Here is a 15,588-nt window from a genome sequence, read left to right as displayed (position 1 = left end):
CGGCTTCGGGGCGGCTGCGGTGGCCCCGGACGGGAGACAAAGCCCCTGCCTCCGCTTTTTCCACTTCAAATTTTGACGCCATGAAAAAACGTACCCTGCTGGCCTCGGTGGCCCTGACTGCAATTTTGGCTGCCTGCGGCAAGAACGAGCCCGCAAGCAACACCGCTGCAGCTCCTGCGCCCGCTCCTGCGGCAGCTGCCGCCAAGCTGGTGGTGGGCCTGGACGACAATTTCCCGCCCATGGGTTTCCGTGACGAAAAGAACGAACTGGTCGGTTTCGACATCGACATGGCCCGTGAAGTCGCCAAGCGCGCCAATATCGAAGTGGAGTTCAAGCCCATCGACTGGAATGCCAAGGAAGCCGAGCTGCTGGGCAAGCGCGTGGACGCTCTGTGGAACGGCCTGACCATTCTGGAAGAGCGCAAGGAAAAGATCCTGTTCTCCGACCCCTATATGGTGAACAAGCAGATCATCATCGTGAAGGCCGGCTCTCCCATCAAGGGCAAGGCTGACATGGTCGGCAAGATCGTGGGTGCCCAGGAAGGCTCCAGCGCCGTGACCGCCCTGACCAAGGACAAGGAACTGTCGGACAAGTTCAAGGAAACCAAGCTCTTCGGCGACAACATCGCTGCCATGATGGACCTGGAAGCCGGCCGTCTGGACGTGGTGGTGGTGGATGAGGTGGTGGGGCGCTACTACGTCAACAAGAAGCCCGACAACTACGTGGTGCTGGCCGAGGACTTCGGCACCGAAGACTACGGTGTGGGTTTCCGCAAGGACGACGAAGCCACTCGCAACAAGGTCAACGATGTGCTGACCGAAATGAAGAAGGACGGCAAGGCTGCTGAAATCGCCCAGAAGTGGTTCGGCGCCGACGTCATCAAGCACTAATCCCTTTTTGACGTACTGCACCGGCAATGCCTGGCATTGCCGGTTTTTTTTGCGACGACAATGCGTGCAAACACTTCCTCCTGCGCACGCCCGTGCCTGTGGCGGGCTTTCGATAGCTGCAGCGCCACACTGAAGGCCATTTGATGGACTATGTAATCTCGCTCCTGGGGCCCATGTCGGCTGGTGCCCTTGTCACACTCAAGCTGTTTTTCATCACGCTGGCGCTGTCCATTCCCATGGGTCTGGCGCTGGCGCTGATGCGCATCTCCAGCATCAAGCCGCTGAGCAGCGCCGTGGGCGCCTATATCTGGCTGATGCGCGGCACGCCGCTGATGCTGCAGCTGCTGTTCGTGTACTTCGCGCTGCCCTTTGTGCCCTACATCGGTGTGCGCCTGCCCGACTTTCCTGCCGCCGTGGTGGCGTTTGCGCTGAACTATGCGGCCTACTTTGCGGAGATCTTCCGCGCCGGCATCAAGTCCGTGGACCGAGGCCAGTACGAGGGCGCCAAGGTGCTGGGCATGACCTATGCCCAGACCATGCGCCGCATCGTGCTGCCCCAGATGTGGGCCCGCATCCTGCCGCCCGTCAGCAACGAGACCATCACTCTGGTCAAGGACACCTCGCTGATCTATGTGCTGGCACTCAACGATCTGCTGCGCGTGGCGCGCGGCGTGGTGCAGCGGGACTTCAGCTTCACGCCCTTCATCGTGGCTGCGGCCTTCTATCTCATCATGACCCTGGTGCTAACCTGGGGCTTCCAATATCTTGAGAAAAAATATGCCAAGTACGACGCCTGACGTGATGATTTCCGCCCAGGGCATCCACAAGGCCTTTGGCAACAACGAAGTGCTGCGCGGCGTCTCTCTGGAGCTGCTGCGCGGCGAGGTGGTGGCCGTGATCGGCCCGTCCGGTTCGGGCAAGAGCACCTTTTTGCGCTGCCTCAACCACCTGGAGACGATTGACCGCGGCACCATCAGCATCGAAGGCGAGGTGTTGGCGCGCTCCGAGGGCGAGGCCAGGGCTCAGTATGTGAGCGATGCCGAAATCCGCAAGATCGGCCGCAAGATGGGCATGGTGTTTCAGTCCTTCAATCTGTTCCCCCATCTCACGGTGCTGGAGAACATCATCGAGGCGCCCGTCATCGTCAAGGGCATGAAGCGCGAAGACATCATTCCCAAGGCCGAGGCTCTGCTGGCCAAGGTGGGGCTGGCCGCCAAGCGCGATGCCTATCCCAACCATCTCTCCGGCGGTCAGAAGCAGCGCGTGGCGATTGCCCGTGCACTGGCCATGGAGCCGGACATTCTGTTGTTCGACGAGCCCACCTCGGCGCTGGATCCCGAGCTGACCGGCGAGGTGCTGCGCACCATGCGCGAACTGGCCGAGGAGCACATGACCATGCTGGTCGTGACCCACGAGATGGGTTTTGCGCGAGAGGTGGCCAACCGCGTCATCTTCATGGACGGTGGCTACATCGTCGAGCAAGGCCCGTCCGAAGCATTCTTTGTTGCGCCTCAGCACGAGCGTACCAAGGCGTTTCTGCAGAATATGTTGTAAATAAGTCGCAGCTGCTGATGCGGTTTCATATCGCAAAAACAGCAGTTTGCGCATGCACAACAAGCACTTAATGCTCCTGAAACAGGAGTAAATGCTCTGCAATTCAAGCCAGACCTTCAAGAAACATTCGCGAATGTATGTTTACTTGGGGCTAACCCGAGCTTTTTGCCGAGCTTGTCGGCACAATACCAGTTTGCTTTTTCTTGAGCGGCTATTCACGCATGTCACCCAACGCACCCTTTGTGGAACTGCGCAATGTCACCTTTGGCTATGGTGACCGCGTCATCCTGCGCGATCTGTCCCTGCAAGTGCCGCGCGGCAAGGTCACGGCGCTGATGGGAGCATCGGGCGGCGGCAAGACCACGGTGCTGCGTCTGATCGGCGGGCAGAACCACGCCCAGCAGGGGCAGGTGATGTTTGACGGCCAGGATGTGACCACCATGGATGCGCAGCAGCTCTACGCCGCGCGTCGCCGCATGGGCATGCTGTTTCAGTTCGGTGCGCTGTTCACCGACATGAGCGTGTTCGACAATGTGGCCTTTCCGCTGCGCGAGCACACCGATCTGCCCGAAGAGCTGATTCGCGACATCGTGCTCATGAAGCTGCATGCCGTGGGCCTGCGCGGCGCGCGCGATCTGATGCCTTCCCAGGTCTCGGGCGGGATGGCCCGCCGCGTGGCACTGGCCCGCGCGATTGCGCTGGACCCCGAGCTCATCATGTACGACGAGCCTTTTGCGGGCCTGGACCCTATTTCGCTGGGTACCTCGGCACAGCTGATCCGCCAGCTCAACGATGCCATGGGCCTGACCTCGATTCTGGTATCCCACGATCTGGAAGAAACTTTCCGCGTGGCCGACCATGTGGTGATTCTGGGAGCCGGCAGCGTTGCCGCCCAGGGCACACCCGAAGAGGTGCGCGCCAGCACCGACCCGCTGGTGCAGCAATTCATCCATGCCAGACCCACGGGGCCTGTGCCGTTTCACTATCCGGGCGTCAGCGCCGACGAGGACTTTGGCAGCAGGAGGCGTGCATGAACTTTCTCGCACGCATTGGCCTGGCAGTGCGCTGCCAGCTGGTCAACATGGGGATTGGCGCACGCCTGCTGTGGCGCCTGCTGGGTTTGATGGGGCCGGCGCTCAGGCGCCCGCGTCTGATCGGCGACCAGATTCACTTTCTGGGCAATTATTCGCTGGCCATCATCGGCGTCTCCGGTCTGTTCGTGGGCTTTGTGCTGGGTCTGCAGGGCTATTACATCCTGCAGCGCTATGGCTCGGCCGAGGCGCTGGGCATGATGGTGGCCCTGAGCCTGCTGCGCGAGCTGGGGCCCGTGGTCACGGCCCTGCTGTTCGCGGGTCGTGCCGGCACGGCCCTGACGGCCGAAATCGGCCTGATGAAGGCCGGTGAACAGCTGTCTGCAATGGAGATGATGGCGGTGGACCCCGTCAAACGCATTCTGGCGCCGCGCTTCTGGGCCGGGCTGATCACCATGCCTTTGCTGGCTGCAGTCTTCAGCGCCGTGGGTGTGCTGGGCGGCTGGCTGGTGGGCGTGGTGATGATCGGCGTCGACAGCGGTGCTTTCTGGGGCCAGATGCAGCAGGGCGTGGACTGGTGGAGCGATCTGGGCAATGGCGTGCTCAAGAGCTTTGTCTTCGGCCTGGCCGTGACCTTTGTGGCTCTGCTCGAAGGCTATGCGGCCAAGCCCACGCCTGAAGGAGTTTCCCGTGCCACCACCCGCACCGTGGTCGTGGCTTCGCTAGCGGTTCTGGGCCTGGACTTCCTGCTCACCGCAACCATGTTCAGCATTTGAGGCTGCTCAGCAGATAGAGGTAAAAAATCATGCAGCAAAAGAAAAGTGATGTCTGGGTCGGCCTGTTTGTGCTGATCGGTGCTCTGGCCCTGGTGTTCCTGGCCTTGCAGTCGGCCAATCTGCTGAGTTTGAATTTCCAGAAGACCTATGCGATCACGGCGCGTTTTGACAATATCGGCGGACTCAAGCCCAAGGCGGCGGTCAAGAGCGCCGGCGTGGTCGTGGGCCGCATCGAATCCATTGCCTTCAACGACCAGACCTTCCAGGCCGACGTGGCCATGAGCATGGAAACCCGTTACGCCTTCCCCAAGGACAGCTCGCTGAAAATTCTGACAAGCGGCCTGCTGGGTGATCAGTACATTGGTATTGAAGCGGGCGCCAGCGAAGAGAACCTCAAGGCAGGCGACCGTGTGACGGCCACCCAGTCTGCCGTGGTGCTCGAGAATCTGATCGGTCAGTTTCTCTACAGCAAGGCGGAGCAGGGTGGTGATTCCGGTGGTGCCGCAGCCAACGGGGGAGCGAAAGAATGATGACTACAACAAGCCCACAGACGAAATTGACGTCAGACGAGAACCAGGCGCTCAGGCGCGTTGCGCTGGCAGCCAGCGTTTCCGTGGCCGCATTGCTGTCCGGCTGCGCCACAACCACAGGCCCTGCCAACCCAGCCGACCCGCTGGAGTCCATGAACCGCAGCATCTATTCCTTCAACGAAGGCGTGGACGAGGCGATCTTCAAGCCCGTGGCCACGGCCTATCAGAATGTGACGCCGCGCGTGGCGCGCCAGGGCGTGACCAACTTCTTCGACAACCTCGGCGATGCCTGGTCCTTCGTCAACAATGTGCTGCAGGGTCAGGGCCAGGGTGCCTACAACTCCATGGTGCGCTTCAGCGTGAACACGGTGCTGGGCATAGGCGGTCTGTTCGACATCGCCAGCGAGGCCGGCATCGAGCGCCAGAAGCAGGACTTTGGCCAGACTCTGGGTCGCTGGGGCATGCCCACGGGTCCGTATCTGGTGCTGCCTTTCTGGGGGCCGTCCACGGTGCGGGATTCGGCCGGCCTCGTGGTCGATGCCTTCGGCTATCCTGCCAACACCATGGATGATGTGCGCTGGCGCAACAGCCTGTTCGGTCTGCGCATGGTCAACAACCGTGCCAATCTGCTCAAGGCCGGCGATGTGCTGGACTCTGTTGCGCTCGACAAATACAGCCTGGTGCGTGATGTCTATCTGCGCTCACGCATTGGCGGCGCGGCGTCCGGCGGCGATGGTCGCCTCGAAAACTATGATGACGACAACGCCGGCAAGCTGCCCCCGGAAGGCCAGTGAGCCGGTAGAGCTTGGTTACAAACATGATGCACAGGTTGCGCGAGTGCGGTGACACTTGCGGGCCTAGGAGAAAAAACGCAATGAAGATTACTCGTCGCATGTGGGGCATGGCAGCAGGTGCCGTGCTCGCTCTGAATCTGGGTCTGCCCGCAGCCCAGGCTGCTGAGGAAGCGCCCGATGCACTGGTCAAGCGCGTCTCTGCCGATGTGCTGGAGACCATCAAGAAGGATGCCTCGCTGCGCAACGGCGATTCCAGCAAGATCAATGCACTGGTCAACGAGAAGGTCATGCCCTATGTGGACTTTCGCCGCATGACATCGGCCGCTGTCGGTCCGGCCTGGCGTCAGGCCACGCCCGAGCAGCGCCAGAAGCTGCAGGATGAGTTCAAGGCCCTGCTGATTCGCACCTATGCGGGGGCCCTGTCCCAGGTCGGCGATCAGACCATTACCGTCAAGCCTGTGCGCATGGCAGCCGGCGACACCGACGTGCTGGTGCGTACCCAGGTCAATGGCCGTGGCGACCCCGTGCAACTGGATTTCCGTCTGGAAAAGCAGGCCACGGGCTGGAAGCTCTACAACTTCAATGTGCTCGGTGTGTGGCTGGTGGAAACCTATCGCAACCAGTTTGCGCAGGAAATCAATGCCAACGGCATTGACGGCCTGATCAAGACCCTGGCCTCGCGCAGCTCCATGCCGGCCACGGCGACCAAGTAAGCAAAGCGCTTCAGACGTCATGGCCCGCTCAGCTAGCAACCCTCTGCAACTGCCCAAGGAACTGACCTATCGTCAGGGGCGCGACTGTCTGCTGCGTCTGCGTCCGCTGGTCACGGGCCATGCGGATGCCCGGGTGGTGCTGGATGCCAGCGCCGTCAAGGTTTTTGACTCGGCGGCTCTGGCCGTGCTGCTGGCCTGCCGGCGCGCAGCCCAGGAGGTGGGCAAGCAGCTCATTGTCGAAGGTCTGCCCAAGGGGCTGCAGTCCATGGCCGCGCTGTATGGCGTGGACGGCTTGCTGATGCCCGCTCCCGTGCCCGATGCGGCCGCCACCGCTCAGCAGGGCTAGGCTGACGAATCACTGTGTCCGGCTAAGCCCCGCCAAGGCAGAGGCTGTGGGCAAGCCCTAGAATCATGGGCTCCATGTCCGCAGTCTCATTCCAATCCGTCTCCAAGACCTACCGCACCCCCAAGGGGGATTTTCAGGCCCTCAAATCGGTGAGCCTGGATATCGAGGAAGGTGAATTCTTCGGTCTGCTCGGCCCTAACGGCGCCGGCAAGACCACGATGATCAGCATCCTCGCCGGACTGGCTCAAGCCACGGGCGGGCGCGTGCTGGTGCAGGGCAGCGATGTGCAGGCGAACTACGCCGATGCACGCCGCAAGCTGGGCATCGTGCCGCAGGAGTTGGTGTTCGACCCCTTCTTCAATGTGCGCGAGGCCTTGAAGTTCCAGTCCGGATATTTTGGCGTCAAGAACAACGACGACTGGATCGACGAGCTGCTCGACAGCCTGGGCCTGACGGACAAGGCCCACAACAATATGCGCCAGCTCTCGGGCGGCATGAAGCGCCGCGTGCTGGTGGCTCAGGCCCTGGTGCACAAGCCGCCCATCATCGTGCTGGACGAACCCACGGCCGGCGTTGACGTGGAGCTGCGCCAGACGCTGTGGCATTTCATTGCCAAACTCAACAAGCAGGGCCATACGGTGCTGCTGACCACTCACTATCTCGAAGAGGCCGAGGCCCTTTGCAGCCGCGTGGCCATGCTCAAGCGCGGCGAGATCATCAAGCTCTCGCCCATGAGCGAGCTGCTCAAGTCGGCTTCCAGCAATGTGTTGCAGTTCAAGACCGATAGCGCCCTGCCCAAGGCCGTGGCCGACAGAGCGCGTGTCACCGGTCGAATCGTGCAGATTCCCGCCGCCCATGCAGTCGATGTGGAGCAACTGCTGGCCGCTTTGCGCGAGGCGGGTGTGACCCCCGAGGATGTGGAAATCCGCCGCGCGGATCTGGAGGATGTGTTCATCCACATCATGAATGAAGGCTCCAGGACACAGGCTCCTGCAGGAGGTGTCCAATGAACGGCTGGCAGACCCTGCTCAAGAAGGAAGTGCTGCGCTTCTGGAAGGTGAGCTTTCAGACCGTGGCCGCACCGGTGCTCACGGCCGTGCTGTATCTGCTGGTTTTCGGCCATGTGCTCGAAGGCCGGGTCATGGTCTACGACCGCATCCCCTACACCGCGTTTCTGATTCCCGGCCTGGTGATGATGAGCATGTTGCAAAACGCGTTTGCCAACAGCTCGTCCAGCCTGGTGCAGAGCAAGATCATGGGCTCGCTGGTGTTCGTGCTGCTCACGCCGCTGTCGCACTGGGCCTGGTTCAGCGCCTATGTGGGAGCGGCCATTCTGCGCGGCCTGCTGGTGGGGCTGGGCGTGTTTGTGGTTACCTTGTTCTTTGCCGTGCCCGATTTTGCCGCGCCGCTGTGGATTCTGGTGTTCGGCTTTCTGGGCTGCGCCCTGATGGGTACGCTGGGCCTGATCGCCGGCCTCTGGGCCGAGAAGTTCGACCAGATGGCGGCCTTCCAGAACTTTCTGATCATGCCCCTGACCTTTCTGTCCGGCGTGTTCTATTCCGTGCACTCGCTGCCCGGCTTCTGGCAGGCGGTCAGCCATGTCAACCCGTTCTTCTACATGATCGACGGCTTCCGCTACGGCTTCTTCGGCCAGAGCGATGTCTCGCCATGGCTCAGCTTCGCCATCGTGGGCGCTGCCTGGCTGGCCGTGAGCGCGCTGGCCGTGCACCTGCTGCGTATCGGCTACAAGATTCGTAACTGATTTTTAGAATTGACGCAGGGCTGCTTGCGAGACAATGACCGGTTTCGCCAGCTTTTGCGCATAAAGGTTCCCCATGACTGCAGACCAACTCAAAGACCTGATCGCCGCCGGCCTGCCCTGCGAGCATATTGCGCTGGAAGGCGATGGCCGACATTGGTTTGCCACCATTGTGTCTGCACAGTTTGAAGGCCAGCGTCTGCTGGGCCGCCAGCGCCTCGTATATGCCACGCTGGGCAACCGCATGGCCACCGATGAAGTCCATGCCCTGTCCATGAAGACCTACACCCCGGCAGAATGGGCTGCTGCCCAGGCTTGATGCGGGTCGAGACGCAAGATTGATAGCTGTCAGCACTTGCTACATAAGCGCTGAGTGCATTTTTTACATATAAACATTCAAGGCTTGAAGCCATGGACAAACTCAAGATCCACGGTGGTCGTCCCCTCAAGGGCGAAGTAATCATTTCCGGTGCCAAAAACGCCGCTCTGCCTGAAATGTGTGCCGCACTGCTCACGGCCGAGCCCGTGCATCTGCACAACGTGCCACGTCTGCACGATGTGGCCACCATGCGCAAGCTGCTGGCCAATATGGGTGTGCAGACCGAAACCCATGGCGAACGCGGCGGCATGAGCTTTGTGGCACCCGACAGCCTGGTGCCCGAAGCGCCTTACGAGCTGGTCAAGACCATGCGCGCCTCGGTGCTGGCCCTGGGTCCGCTGCTGGCCCGCTTCGGCCACGCCAAGGTGTCGCTGCCCGGTGGCTGCGCGATCGGCTCGCGCCCCGTGGATCAGCACATCAAGGGCCTGCAGGCCATGGGCGCCATCATCACCGTGGAAAACGGCTATATGCACGCCGGCCTGCCCGAAGGCTGGAAGCGTCTGAAGGGCGCACGCATCACCACCGACATGGTGACCGTGACCGGCACTGAGAACTTCCTGATGGCCGCTGCGCTGGCCGAAGGCGAGACGGTGCTGGAAAACGCCGCCATGGAACCCGAAATCACCGATCTGGCCGAGATGCTGATCAAGATGGGGGCCAGGATCACGGGTCACGGCACCAGCCATATCGTGATTCAGGGCGTGGACAAGCTGCATGGCTGCGAGCATCAGGTGGTGGCCGACCGTATCGAGGCCGGCACCTTCCTCTGCGCCGTGGCGGCCACCAGCGGTGAAGCCTTGCTGCACCACGCGCGTGCCGACCATCTGGGCGCCGTGATCGACAAGCTCAAGGATGCGGGCGTGAGCGTGGACTGCGTGGATGGCGGTCTGAAGGTGGCCTCCTCCGGCAAGCTCAAGGCCCAGGGCTTTCGCACCACCGAATATCCGGGCTTTCCCACCGATATGCAGGCCCAGTTCATGGCACTGAACCTGGTGGCCGAAGGCACCAGCATGGTGACCGAGACCATCTTCGAGAACCGCTTCATGCATGTCAACGAGATGGTTCGCCTGGGCGCGCGCATCACCACCGACGGCCGCGTGGCGACCATCGAAGGCGGCAAGCGCCTGTCCGGAGCCACCGTGATGGCGACCGACTTGCGCGCTTCGGCCAGCCTGGTGATTGCCGGTCTGGTGGCCGAGGGCGAGACCATCGTCGATCGCATCTACCACCTGGATCGTGGCTACGACCGCATGGAAGACAAGCTGCGCGCCCTGGGCGCCGATATCGAGAGAATTTCCGCATGAGCACCGCAACGCCTGTGACCATAGCCCTGTCCAAGGGCCGCATTTTTGAAGAAACCGTGCCTCTGCTGGCCGCCGCCGGCATAGCGGTGACCGAGGATGTGGAAAAGTCGCGCAAGCTGATTTTCGACACCAACCGTCCCGATGTGCGCGTGGTGCTGGTGCGTGCTTCGGACGTGCCCGTGTACGTGCAATATGGCGGCGCGGACCTGGGCGTCTCGGGCCTGGACTCGCTGATCGAGCATGGCGGCCAGGGCCTGTACCAGCCGCTGGACCTGCAGATTGCCAAGTGCCGCGTCAGCGTGGCCGTGCGCAACGGCTTCGACTATCAGCTGGCCGTCAAGCAGGGCGCGCGTCTGCGCATTGCCACCAAGTACCCCGAGATTGCCCGCAACTTCTTTGCCAAGAAGGGCGTGCACGTGGACATGGTCAAGCTCTACGGCTCCATGGAGCTGGCGCCGCTGACCGGCATGGCCGATGCCATCGTCGATCTGGTGTCCACCGGCAACACGCTCAAGGCCAACGATCTGGTCGAGGTCGAGCCCATCATGGACATCAGCTCGCGTCTGGTCGTCAACCAGGCTTCGCTCAAGCTCAAGCAGGCTCCGTTGCGCCACATCATCGATGCGTTTGCGCAGGCTGTTGCCGCCAAGAACAACTGATTTTCCCTACTGGTGAATACTATGGAATTCGTAGCTGCCCCCGCCCGTCTGTCAACCGCTGATGCCCAGTTCGAGCATGATTTTGCGCAGCGTCTGCATTGGTCGGCGGACACGGATGCAGCCATCGAGCAGCGGGTGGCCGACATCCTGGCCGATGTACAGCAGCGCGGCGACGCCGCCGTGCTGGAGTACACGGCACGCTTTGACGGCCTGCAGGCCGATTCCATGGCGGCGCTGGAGCTGACCAAGCAGGAGCTGAAAGACGCCTTCGACAGCCTGCCAGCCGCCGAGCGCGAAGCGCTGGAGTCGGCGGCACGCCGTGTGCGCAGCTATCACGAGGCGCAGAAAAAGGCCAATGGCGAGAGCTGGAGCTACCGCGACGAAGACGGCACGTTGCTGGGCCAGAAGGTCACGCCGCTGGACCGCGTGGGCATCTACGTGCCGGGCGGCAAGGCCGCCTATCCGTCCAGCGTGCTGATGAACGCCATTCCCGCCCATGTAGCCGGTGTGCAGGACATCATCATGGTCGTGCCCACGCCCCAGGGTCAGAAGAACCCGCTGGTGCTGGCTGCTGCCTATGTGGCTGGCGTGCACCGCGCCTTCACCATCGGTGGCGCCCAGGCCGTGGCTGCCCTGGCCTACGGAACGGCCACCGTGCCCAAGGTGGACAAGATCACCGGTCCCGGCAATGCCTATGTGGCCAGCGCCAAGAAGCGCGTGTTCGGCATCGTGGGCATCGACATGATTGCCGGTCCTTCTGAAATCCTGGTGCTGGCCGACGGAACGACCCCGCCCGACTGGGTGGCCATGGATCTGTTCAGCCAGGCCGAACACGACGAGCTGGCCCAGTCCATCCTGCTGTGTCCCGATGCAGCCTATATCGATGCCGTCCAGGCCGCGATCGACCGCCTGCTGCCCGAGATGCCGCGCAGGGCCATCATCGCCAAGAGCCTGAGCGACCGCGGTGCACTGATTCTGACCAAGGACATGGAAGAGGCTTGCGCGATCAGCAATCGCATCGCGCCCGAGCACCTGGAAGTCTCCAGCCGCGACCCGCACCGCTGGGAGCCTTTGCTCAGGCACGCCGGTGCCATCTTCCTGGGCGCCTATACCTCCGAGAGCCTGGGCGACTACTGCGCCGGCCCGAATCACGTGCTGCCGACCAGTGGCACGGCGCGCTTTTCCTCGCCGCTGGGGGTGTACGACTTCCAGAAGCGCAGCTCCATCATCGAAGTCAGCGAGGCCGGTGCCCAGATCCTGGGCAAGACCGCAGCCGTGCTGGCCTATGGTGAAGGCCTGCAGGGCCATGCCAGGGCTGCCGAAATGCGCCTGAAGTAAATCCGCCGGTGCTTGCCCATCAGCCGTGGCCCGTCCACGGCTTTTTTCATTTTCGGGCAGGTCCACATGCCCTCCGTCTCGGGGCAATTGATCTCCAGATGTTTCATGGTGCAGGAAAGCGCGGGTTTGCGGTGACACTCGGCGGGCTGCGTGGCAGCGCAGCATTCCATAGCCAATCACAACAAGGGAGCGTGAAGATGAATCAGGTCATGAGTTCCTGGCCGCAACGCGGCTGGCGGCTGCTGGGCGGACTGCTGCTGGTCGCGGGGCTGGCCGCCTGCGGTGCACCGCCTTCGGGCCAAGTCGCAGAGAGCGCGGCGGCAGCGCCGCCCACGCCCAGGGTTGAGTCCACGCTGGGCACGCAATGGGGCGAAGGGAGGGAATCGGTCACACGCACCGTGGAAGCTGCGCGCCTGGACCCCGAACGCCCGCGCACCGTGGCGCAGCTGCGCTACTCCGATGAGGCCAGCATCCGCCGCGCCCTGGGGCGCAGCATCGATCAGCAGCTCAGCGTGCAGCTGGCCGACGGCGATGTGGAGTGGGTGGTGCAGGACGGGCAAGGCCGGCCGCTGCCCATCTACACCATGCGCGGAGCTCGGGACTATCAGCTGGCCGGCCGTCATGGCGAGCGTTACGAGCTGGTCTACAGCAACCGCAGCCAGCGTCACTATGAGGTCGTTGCCACGGTGGACGGCCTGGATGTGCTCACCGGCCAGGCCGGCAGCGTGCACAGCGCCGGCTATCTGCTGCGTCCCGGCGAGACCCTGCGCATCGAGGGTTTTCGCAAGAGTCAGCGTGAAGTGGCGGCCTTTCGTTTTGCTGGCAAGGAGCGCGCCTATGCCGGCAATACCCCGGCTGGCGACGCGCGCAACGTGGGCGTGATCGGGGCGGCACTGTTCGAAGTCCGGCTGCCGGGGCGCGATGCCGCCCAGCCTGCGCCAGAGCGCCGCGGCGCGGCCGAGCCTGCGGCTTTTCCCGTCGACGGCAGATATGCCCCGCCGCCGCAGTACCGGCGCTGAGGGCTGTGGCGCTGCCGCCTGCGGCCGCAGCGCCTGTCAGATTCGCCTGCTGAACTGGCCCAGTCCGTCGTCGTCATAGAACTCCAGCCAGAGGCTTTGGGCCGGCGCTGCGTCACCTGCCTCGAAGACCGCCAGCGAAATGCTGTGCGGAGCCGCGCTTTCGTTGCCAGGAACGAAGCAGAACTGGCTGCCGCTCCAGTGCTGCAGCACATAGGTCTGGGCTTGCGGGCCTATGCTCAGCTGCAGCCGGTTGTCGACGAGGCTGACCTGCACCGGGCCATGGTAGGCGTTGTCATAGCTTCCCGCATAGCGCTGCAGCGCGCCCGGAGGCTGGGGCGCAGACGGGGGCTGCTGGCCCAGCAGGGATCCTGTGGGCGCCATCAGCGGAGCGATCTTTTCACTGTACAGCGACCACCAGTCCTGCGTGAGGCGGCCGGTTTCCATCAGGTCCACGAACTGGCGGCACAGGGTTTCGGGAACGCCGATGGGAATGCCGTTGGTGAGCACGATGACGGCAGCGTCCAGCGAGGGAATGAGCATGAAGCAGGTGGCCGCGCCCAGCATGAAGGCGCCCGAATGGCTGAGGAACTTCAGCCCGCCATCGGTCGCTGCGACATTGAAGCCGAAGCCGTAGTGTCCTCCCGGCGCCTGGGCCTGCCAGGCGGCTTGCAGGGCTGCAGGGGCGACCAGCTGCTGTCCCTGCCAGCGCCCCTGCGCCAGCAGCAGAGACAGCCAGCGCGCCATGTCGTTGACGCTGGAGCTGGCGCCGCCGGCCGGGGACTGGGGGTCGGCATTGCGCGGCGTGCCGCGCTGCCAGCTGCCGTTATCGGCGCGTACATGGGGGCTGGCACGGTTGGCCTGCTGCATGAATTCGGCATAGACCGATGTGGTTCGCGTCATGCCCAGAGGCGCATACAGGGTCTGGCGTGACAGACTCGCCCAGTCGGTATTGGCAGCGCCTGCGACGCCCACTGCGGCGGCAGTCAGGCCGGCATTGGTGTAGGCGTATTCGCTGCGCAGCGGCTTGACGGGCAGCAGGCGCAGCCGCTCCAGCACCACCTGCTGGCCGTTGCCCAGCTCTTCGAGCTTGTCGCCCGCATGGTCGGGCAGGCCGCTGCGGTGGGCAAACAGATCGCCCACGGTCAGCACCGCACTGCTGCCCGGATTGCGCAGCGCAAACCAGGGCAGCAAGTCCTTCATGCGGCTGTCCCAGGAGACCCGTCCCAGGCCGACCTGGCGCGCCACCACGGTGGCAGCCAGGGATTTGGAGACCGAGGCCAGCTGGAACACGGTGTCGGCATTCACGGCCGCACTGCCGCCGGTCTCGCAAAGCCCCAGGCCTTGGGCGGCAAGCGTTTGCGCGCCCTGGACCACGGCCCAGGCCATGCCCGGAACACCGCTGACGCGGCGCAGCGTTGCGGCCAGCTCGGGCAGCCGCCGGGCCGCCTCCGCGGCGCTCAGGCCTTTTGCTGGTGCATCGTCTCCGCCGCAGCCCGCCAGAGCCAGCCCGGAGCCGGCCGCGATGCCCAGGCCGGCTCCGGCGCGGACGGTGCGATCGAGCATCTGGCGTCTGGTCCATGCAGTCTTGGATGGCTGGCTCATGATTTCTCCTCCCGGTTGGTGGGTCTGCGCTTGCAGAGGGGCAAGGTTCTGGCGAACTGTTTTTTGCTCCGCAGTATGGATTCCTGCAGGCCATTCTGGCAATTTGAAATTTGACACGAATTTCGTGTTGCACGGAATTCGTGTACTATGCAGACCATGAAGAACGTCACCATCACCGTCGAAGACAGCGTGCTTGACTGGGCGCGCATTGAAGCGGCCAGGCGCGGCAGCAGCGTCTCGCGCATGCTGGGTGACTTCATGGCCGAGCTGATGCAGCGCGAGGATGCCTACGAGCGTGCCTATCTGGCCTGGCGCACGGATGAGCGCACCTGGCAAGCTGCCGGCCAGTCTGCCAAATCCCTGGCGCGCAGTGCCAGCAGCAAGAGGGCTGCAGCGCACAGCAATGCCGAAACCGAGGTGGCCAGGTGAACCCCGTATTTGTCGATACCTCGGTGCTGATTGCTGCGGAAGATGCGGCTGGCGGTGCGCTGTATGCGGCCACGCTGGAATGGTTGGATCTGCTGTGGCGCAGCCGTAGCGGCCGCACCAGCAACCAGGCGCTGGTGGAGTTCTATGACCAGGCCACCAGCGCAGCCCTGCCCCTGCCTCAGGGCGATGCCCGCGCAGCCATCCGCCGCTACCAGACCTGGACGCCCTGGAAGACCGACGCCGCCACGCTGGAGACGGCCTGGGCCGTGCAGGCCCGCCATGCGCTGGACTTTGGCGACTGCCTGGCCGTGGCCTGCGCCCAGCACAGCGGCTGCAACCAGATGCTGAGCCTGCATCTGCCCCATGGGGCAGAGTTTGGCGGCGTAACCGTGGTGCACCCGCTGGAGCAAGCCGCCACGCAGAATCTTGAGGCTTGAGCGCCAGAATCGCAGCGATCGGTATCGA

At 63.3% G+C, this 15,588-nt stretch carries 19 protein-coding genes; 18 read left to right on the top strand and 1 reads right to left on the bottom strand.

Features of this window, described 5'->3' with window-relative positions:
- The first annotated feature begins 80 nt into the window (after window positions 1–80).
- From JAO85_RS08630 to JAO85_RS08555, 16 genes are all read left to right on the top strand, one after another.
- Window positions 81–890, top strand: a complete 810-nt coding sequence (locus JAO85_RS08630) for an amino acid ABC transporter substrate-binding protein (RefSeq protein WP_003062059.1) — start codon at window positions 81–83, stop codon at window positions 888–890.
- A 143-nt stretch (window positions 891–1,033) separates the two neighbouring features.
- Window positions 1,034–1,687: an amino acid ABC transporter permease gene (locus tag JAO85_RS08625; RefSeq protein ID WP_003058677.1), complete on the top strand. Its 654-nt coding sequence runs from the start codon at window positions 1,034–1,036 to the stop codon at window positions 1,685–1,687.
- The gene (locus JAO85_RS08620; protein WP_269476157.1) at window positions 1,668–2,444 is read left to right on the top strand and encodes an amino acid ABC transporter ATP-binding protein; all 777 of its coding nucleotides are present in this window, start codon (window positions 1,668–1,670) and stop codon (window positions 2,442–2,444) included. The genes JAO85_RS08625 and JAO85_RS08620 overlap by 20 nt, the downstream gene beginning before the upstream one ends.
- Window positions 2,445–2,665: 221 nt before the next feature.
- Window positions 2,666–3,478: an ABC transporter ATP-binding protein gene (locus tag JAO85_RS08615; RefSeq protein WP_202787889.1), complete on the top strand. Its 813-nt coding sequence runs from the start codon at window positions 2,666–2,668 to the stop codon at window positions 3,476–3,478.
- The gene (mlaE, locus tag JAO85_RS08610; RefSeq protein ID WP_003062071.1) at window positions 3,475–4,251 is read left to right on the top strand and encodes a lipid asymmetry maintenance ABC transporter permease subunit MlaE; all 777 of its coding nucleotides are present in this window, start codon (window positions 3,475–3,477) and stop codon (window positions 4,249–4,251) included. The genes JAO85_RS08615 and mlaE overlap by 4 nt, the downstream gene beginning before the upstream one ends.
- 29 nt (window positions 4,252–4,280) lie before the next feature.
- A complete protein-coding gene (mlaD, locus tag JAO85_RS08605) occupies window positions 4,281–4,781 on the top strand; it encodes an outer membrane lipid asymmetry maintenance protein MlaD (RefSeq protein WP_003062074.1) in 501 nt (166 codons plus the stop codon).
- Window positions 4,778–5,575, top strand: coding sequence for a VacJ family lipoprotein (locus JAO85_RS08600; protein WP_012837064.1), 798 nt, complete (start codon window positions 4,778–4,780; stop codon window positions 5,573–5,575). Before mlaD ends, JAO85_RS08600 begins: the two co-directional genes overlap by 4 nt.
- A gap of 80 nt (window positions 5,576–5,655) precedes the next feature.
- The gene (locus JAO85_RS08595) at window positions 5,656–6,288 is read left to right on the top strand and encodes a phospholipid-binding protein MlaC (protein ID WP_034348276.1); all 633 of its coding nucleotides are present in this window, start codon (window positions 5,656–5,658) and stop codon (window positions 6,286–6,288) included.
- Window positions 6,289–6,307: 19 nt separating this feature from the next.
- On the top strand, window positions 6,308–6,634 hold the full coding sequence (locus tag JAO85_RS08590) for a lipid asymmetry maintenance protein MlaB (RefSeq protein ID WP_012837066.1): 327 nt from the start codon (window positions 6,308–6,310) through the stop codon (window positions 6,632–6,634).
- Between the two features lie 74 nt (window positions 6,635–6,708).
- On the top strand, window positions 6,709–7,644 hold the full coding sequence (locus tag JAO85_RS08585) for an ABC transporter ATP-binding protein (RefSeq protein WP_034348309.1): 936 nt from the start codon (window positions 6,709–6,711) through the stop codon (window positions 7,642–7,644).
- The gene (locus JAO85_RS08580; RefSeq protein WP_003058656.1) at window positions 7,641–8,396 is read left to right on the top strand and encodes an ABC transporter permease; all 756 of its coding nucleotides are present in this window, start codon (window positions 7,641–7,643) and stop codon (window positions 8,394–8,396) included. The genes JAO85_RS08585 and JAO85_RS08580 overlap by 4 nt, the downstream gene beginning before the upstream one ends.
- 73 nt (window positions 8,397–8,469) lie before the next feature.
- Entirely contained in the window at window positions 8,470–8,712 is a 243-nt protein-coding gene (locus tag JAO85_RS08575) for a BolA family protein (protein WP_003062090.1), read from the top strand.
- Between the two features lie 92 nt (window positions 8,713–8,804).
- Window positions 8,805–10,076 carry a UDP-N-acetylglucosamine 1-carboxyvinyltransferase gene (gene murA / locus JAO85_RS08570; RefSeq protein WP_012837068.1) on the top strand — a complete coding sequence of 424 codons (1,272 nt, stop codon included), beginning with the start codon at window positions 8,805–8,807 and terminating at the stop codon, window positions 10,074–10,076.
- Window positions 10,073–10,735: an ATP phosphoribosyltransferase gene (gene hisG / locus JAO85_RS08565; RefSeq protein WP_003062096.1), complete on the top strand. Its 663-nt coding sequence runs from the start codon at window positions 10,073–10,075 to the stop codon at window positions 10,733–10,735. Before murA ends, hisG begins: the two co-directional genes overlap by 4 nt.
- A 21-nt stretch (window positions 10,736–10,756) precedes the next feature.
- A complete protein-coding gene (gene hisD / locus JAO85_RS08560; RefSeq protein WP_039049593.1) occupies window positions 10,757–12,073 on the top strand; it encodes a histidinol dehydrogenase in 1,317 nt (438 codons plus the stop codon).
- 98 nt (window positions 12,074–12,171) lie between these two features.
- Window positions 12,172–13,092, top strand: a complete 921-nt coding sequence (locus JAO85_RS08555) for a hypothetical protein (protein ID WP_202787888.1) — start codon at window positions 12,172–12,174, stop codon at window positions 13,090–13,092.
- 36 nt (window positions 13,093–13,128) lie between these two features.
- On the opposite strand, the gene JAO85_RS08550 is transcribed toward JAO85_RS08555, so the two are convergent.
- Window positions 13,129–14,694: a serine hydrolase gene (locus JAO85_RS08550; RefSeq protein ID WP_202787887.1), complete on the bottom strand. Its 1,566-nt coding sequence runs from the start codon at window positions 14,692–14,694 to the stop codon at window positions 13,129–13,131.
- Between the two features lie 156 nt (window positions 14,695–14,850).
- On the opposite strand from JAO85_RS08550, the gene JAO85_RS25620 reads away from it, so the two are divergent.
- Window positions 14,851–15,123 (top strand): hypothetical protein, encoded by a 273-nt coding sequence (locus JAO85_RS25620; protein ID WP_012837072.1) that lies wholly within the window; start codon window positions 14,851–14,853, stop codon window positions 15,121–15,123.
- Window positions 15,120–15,560 carry a PIN domain-containing protein gene (locus tag JAO85_RS25615; RefSeq protein WP_370552199.1) on the top strand — a complete coding sequence of 147 codons (441 nt, stop codon included), beginning with the start codon at window positions 15,120–15,122 and terminating at the stop codon, window positions 15,558–15,560. Before JAO85_RS25620 ends, JAO85_RS25615 begins: the two co-directional genes overlap by 4 nt.
- Window positions 15,561–15,588 lie beyond the last annotated feature (28 nt).

The sequence above is a fragment of the Comamonas sp. NyZ500 genome, assembly GCF_016772095.1.
GTDB lineage: Bacteria > Pseudomonadota > Gammaproteobacteria > Burkholderiales > Burkholderiaceae_C > Comamonas > Comamonas thiooxydans.
This window is presented reverse-complemented; position numbering and strand designations above follow the sequence as displayed.

Excerpts from the sequence above, each read along its gene's own strand:
- JAO85_RS08600 (WP_012837064.1), top strand. The coding sequence starts at position 4,778 with ATGATGACTACAACAAGCCCACAGACGAAATTGACGTCAGACGAGAAC.
- mlaD (WP_003062074.1), top strand. The coding sequence starts at position 4,281 with ATGCAGCAAAAGAAAAGTGATGTCTGGGTCGGCCTGTTTGTGCTGATC.
- JAO85_RS08620 (WP_269476157.1), top strand. The coding sequence starts at position 1,668 with ATGCCAAGTACGACGCCTGACGTGATGATTTCCGCCCAGGGCATCCAC.
- JAO85_RS08580 (WP_003058656.1), top strand. The coding sequence starts at position 7,641 with ATGAACGGCTGGCAGACCCTGCTCAAGAAGGAAGTGCTGCGCTTCTGG.
- hisG (WP_003062096.1), top strand. The coding sequence starts at position 10,073 with ATGAGCACCGCAACGCCTGTGACCATAGCCCTGTCCAAGGGCCGCATT.
- JAO85_RS08550 (WP_202787887.1), bottom strand. The coding sequence starts at position 14,694 with ATGAGCCAGCCATCCAAGACTGCATGGACCAGACGCCAGATGCTCGAT.
- JAO85_RS08625 (WP_003058677.1), top strand. The coding sequence starts at position 1,034 with ATGGACTATGTAATCTCGCTCCTGGGGCCCATGTCGGCTGGTGCCCTT.
- JAO85_RS08585 (WP_034348309.1), top strand. The coding sequence starts at position 6,709 with ATGTCCGCAGTCTCATTCCAATCCGTCTCCAAGACCTACCGCACCCCC.
- JAO85_RS08630 (WP_003062059.1), top strand. The coding sequence starts at position 81 with ATGAAAAAACGTACCCTGCTGGCCTCGGTGGCCCTGACTGCAATTTTG.
- JAO85_RS25620 (WP_012837072.1), top strand. The coding sequence starts at position 14,851 with ATGAAGAACGTCACCATCACCGTCGAAGACAGCGTGCTTGACTGGGCG.
- hisD (WP_039049593.1), top strand. The coding sequence starts at position 10,757 with ATGGAATTCGTAGCTGCCCCCGCCCGTCTGTCAACCGCTGATGCCCAG.
- JAO85_RS08595 (WP_034348276.1), top strand. The coding sequence starts at position 5,656 with ATGAAGATTACTCGTCGCATGTGGGGCATGGCAGCAGGTGCCGTGCTC.
- JAO85_RS08615 (WP_202787889.1), top strand. The coding sequence starts at position 2,666 with ATGTCACCCAACGCACCCTTTGTGGAACTGCGCAATGTCACCTTTGGC.
- murA (WP_012837068.1), top strand. The coding sequence starts at position 8,805 with ATGGACAAACTCAAGATCCACGGTGGTCGTCCCCTCAAGGGCGAAGTA.
- JAO85_RS08555 (WP_202787888.1), top strand. The coding sequence starts at position 12,172 with ATGTTTCATGGTGCAGGAAAGCGCGGGTTTGCGGTGACACTCGGCGGG.
- JAO85_RS08575 (WP_003062090.1), top strand. The coding sequence starts at position 8,470 with ATGACTGCAGACCAACTCAAAGACCTGATCGCCGCCGGCCTGCCCTGC.
- JAO85_RS08590 (WP_012837066.1), top strand. The coding sequence starts at position 6,308 with ATGGCCCGCTCAGCTAGCAACCCTCTGCAACTGCCCAAGGAACTGACC.
- mlaE (WP_003062071.1), top strand. The coding sequence starts at position 3,475 with ATGAACTTTCTCGCACGCATTGGCCTGGCAGTGCGCTGCCAGCTGGTC.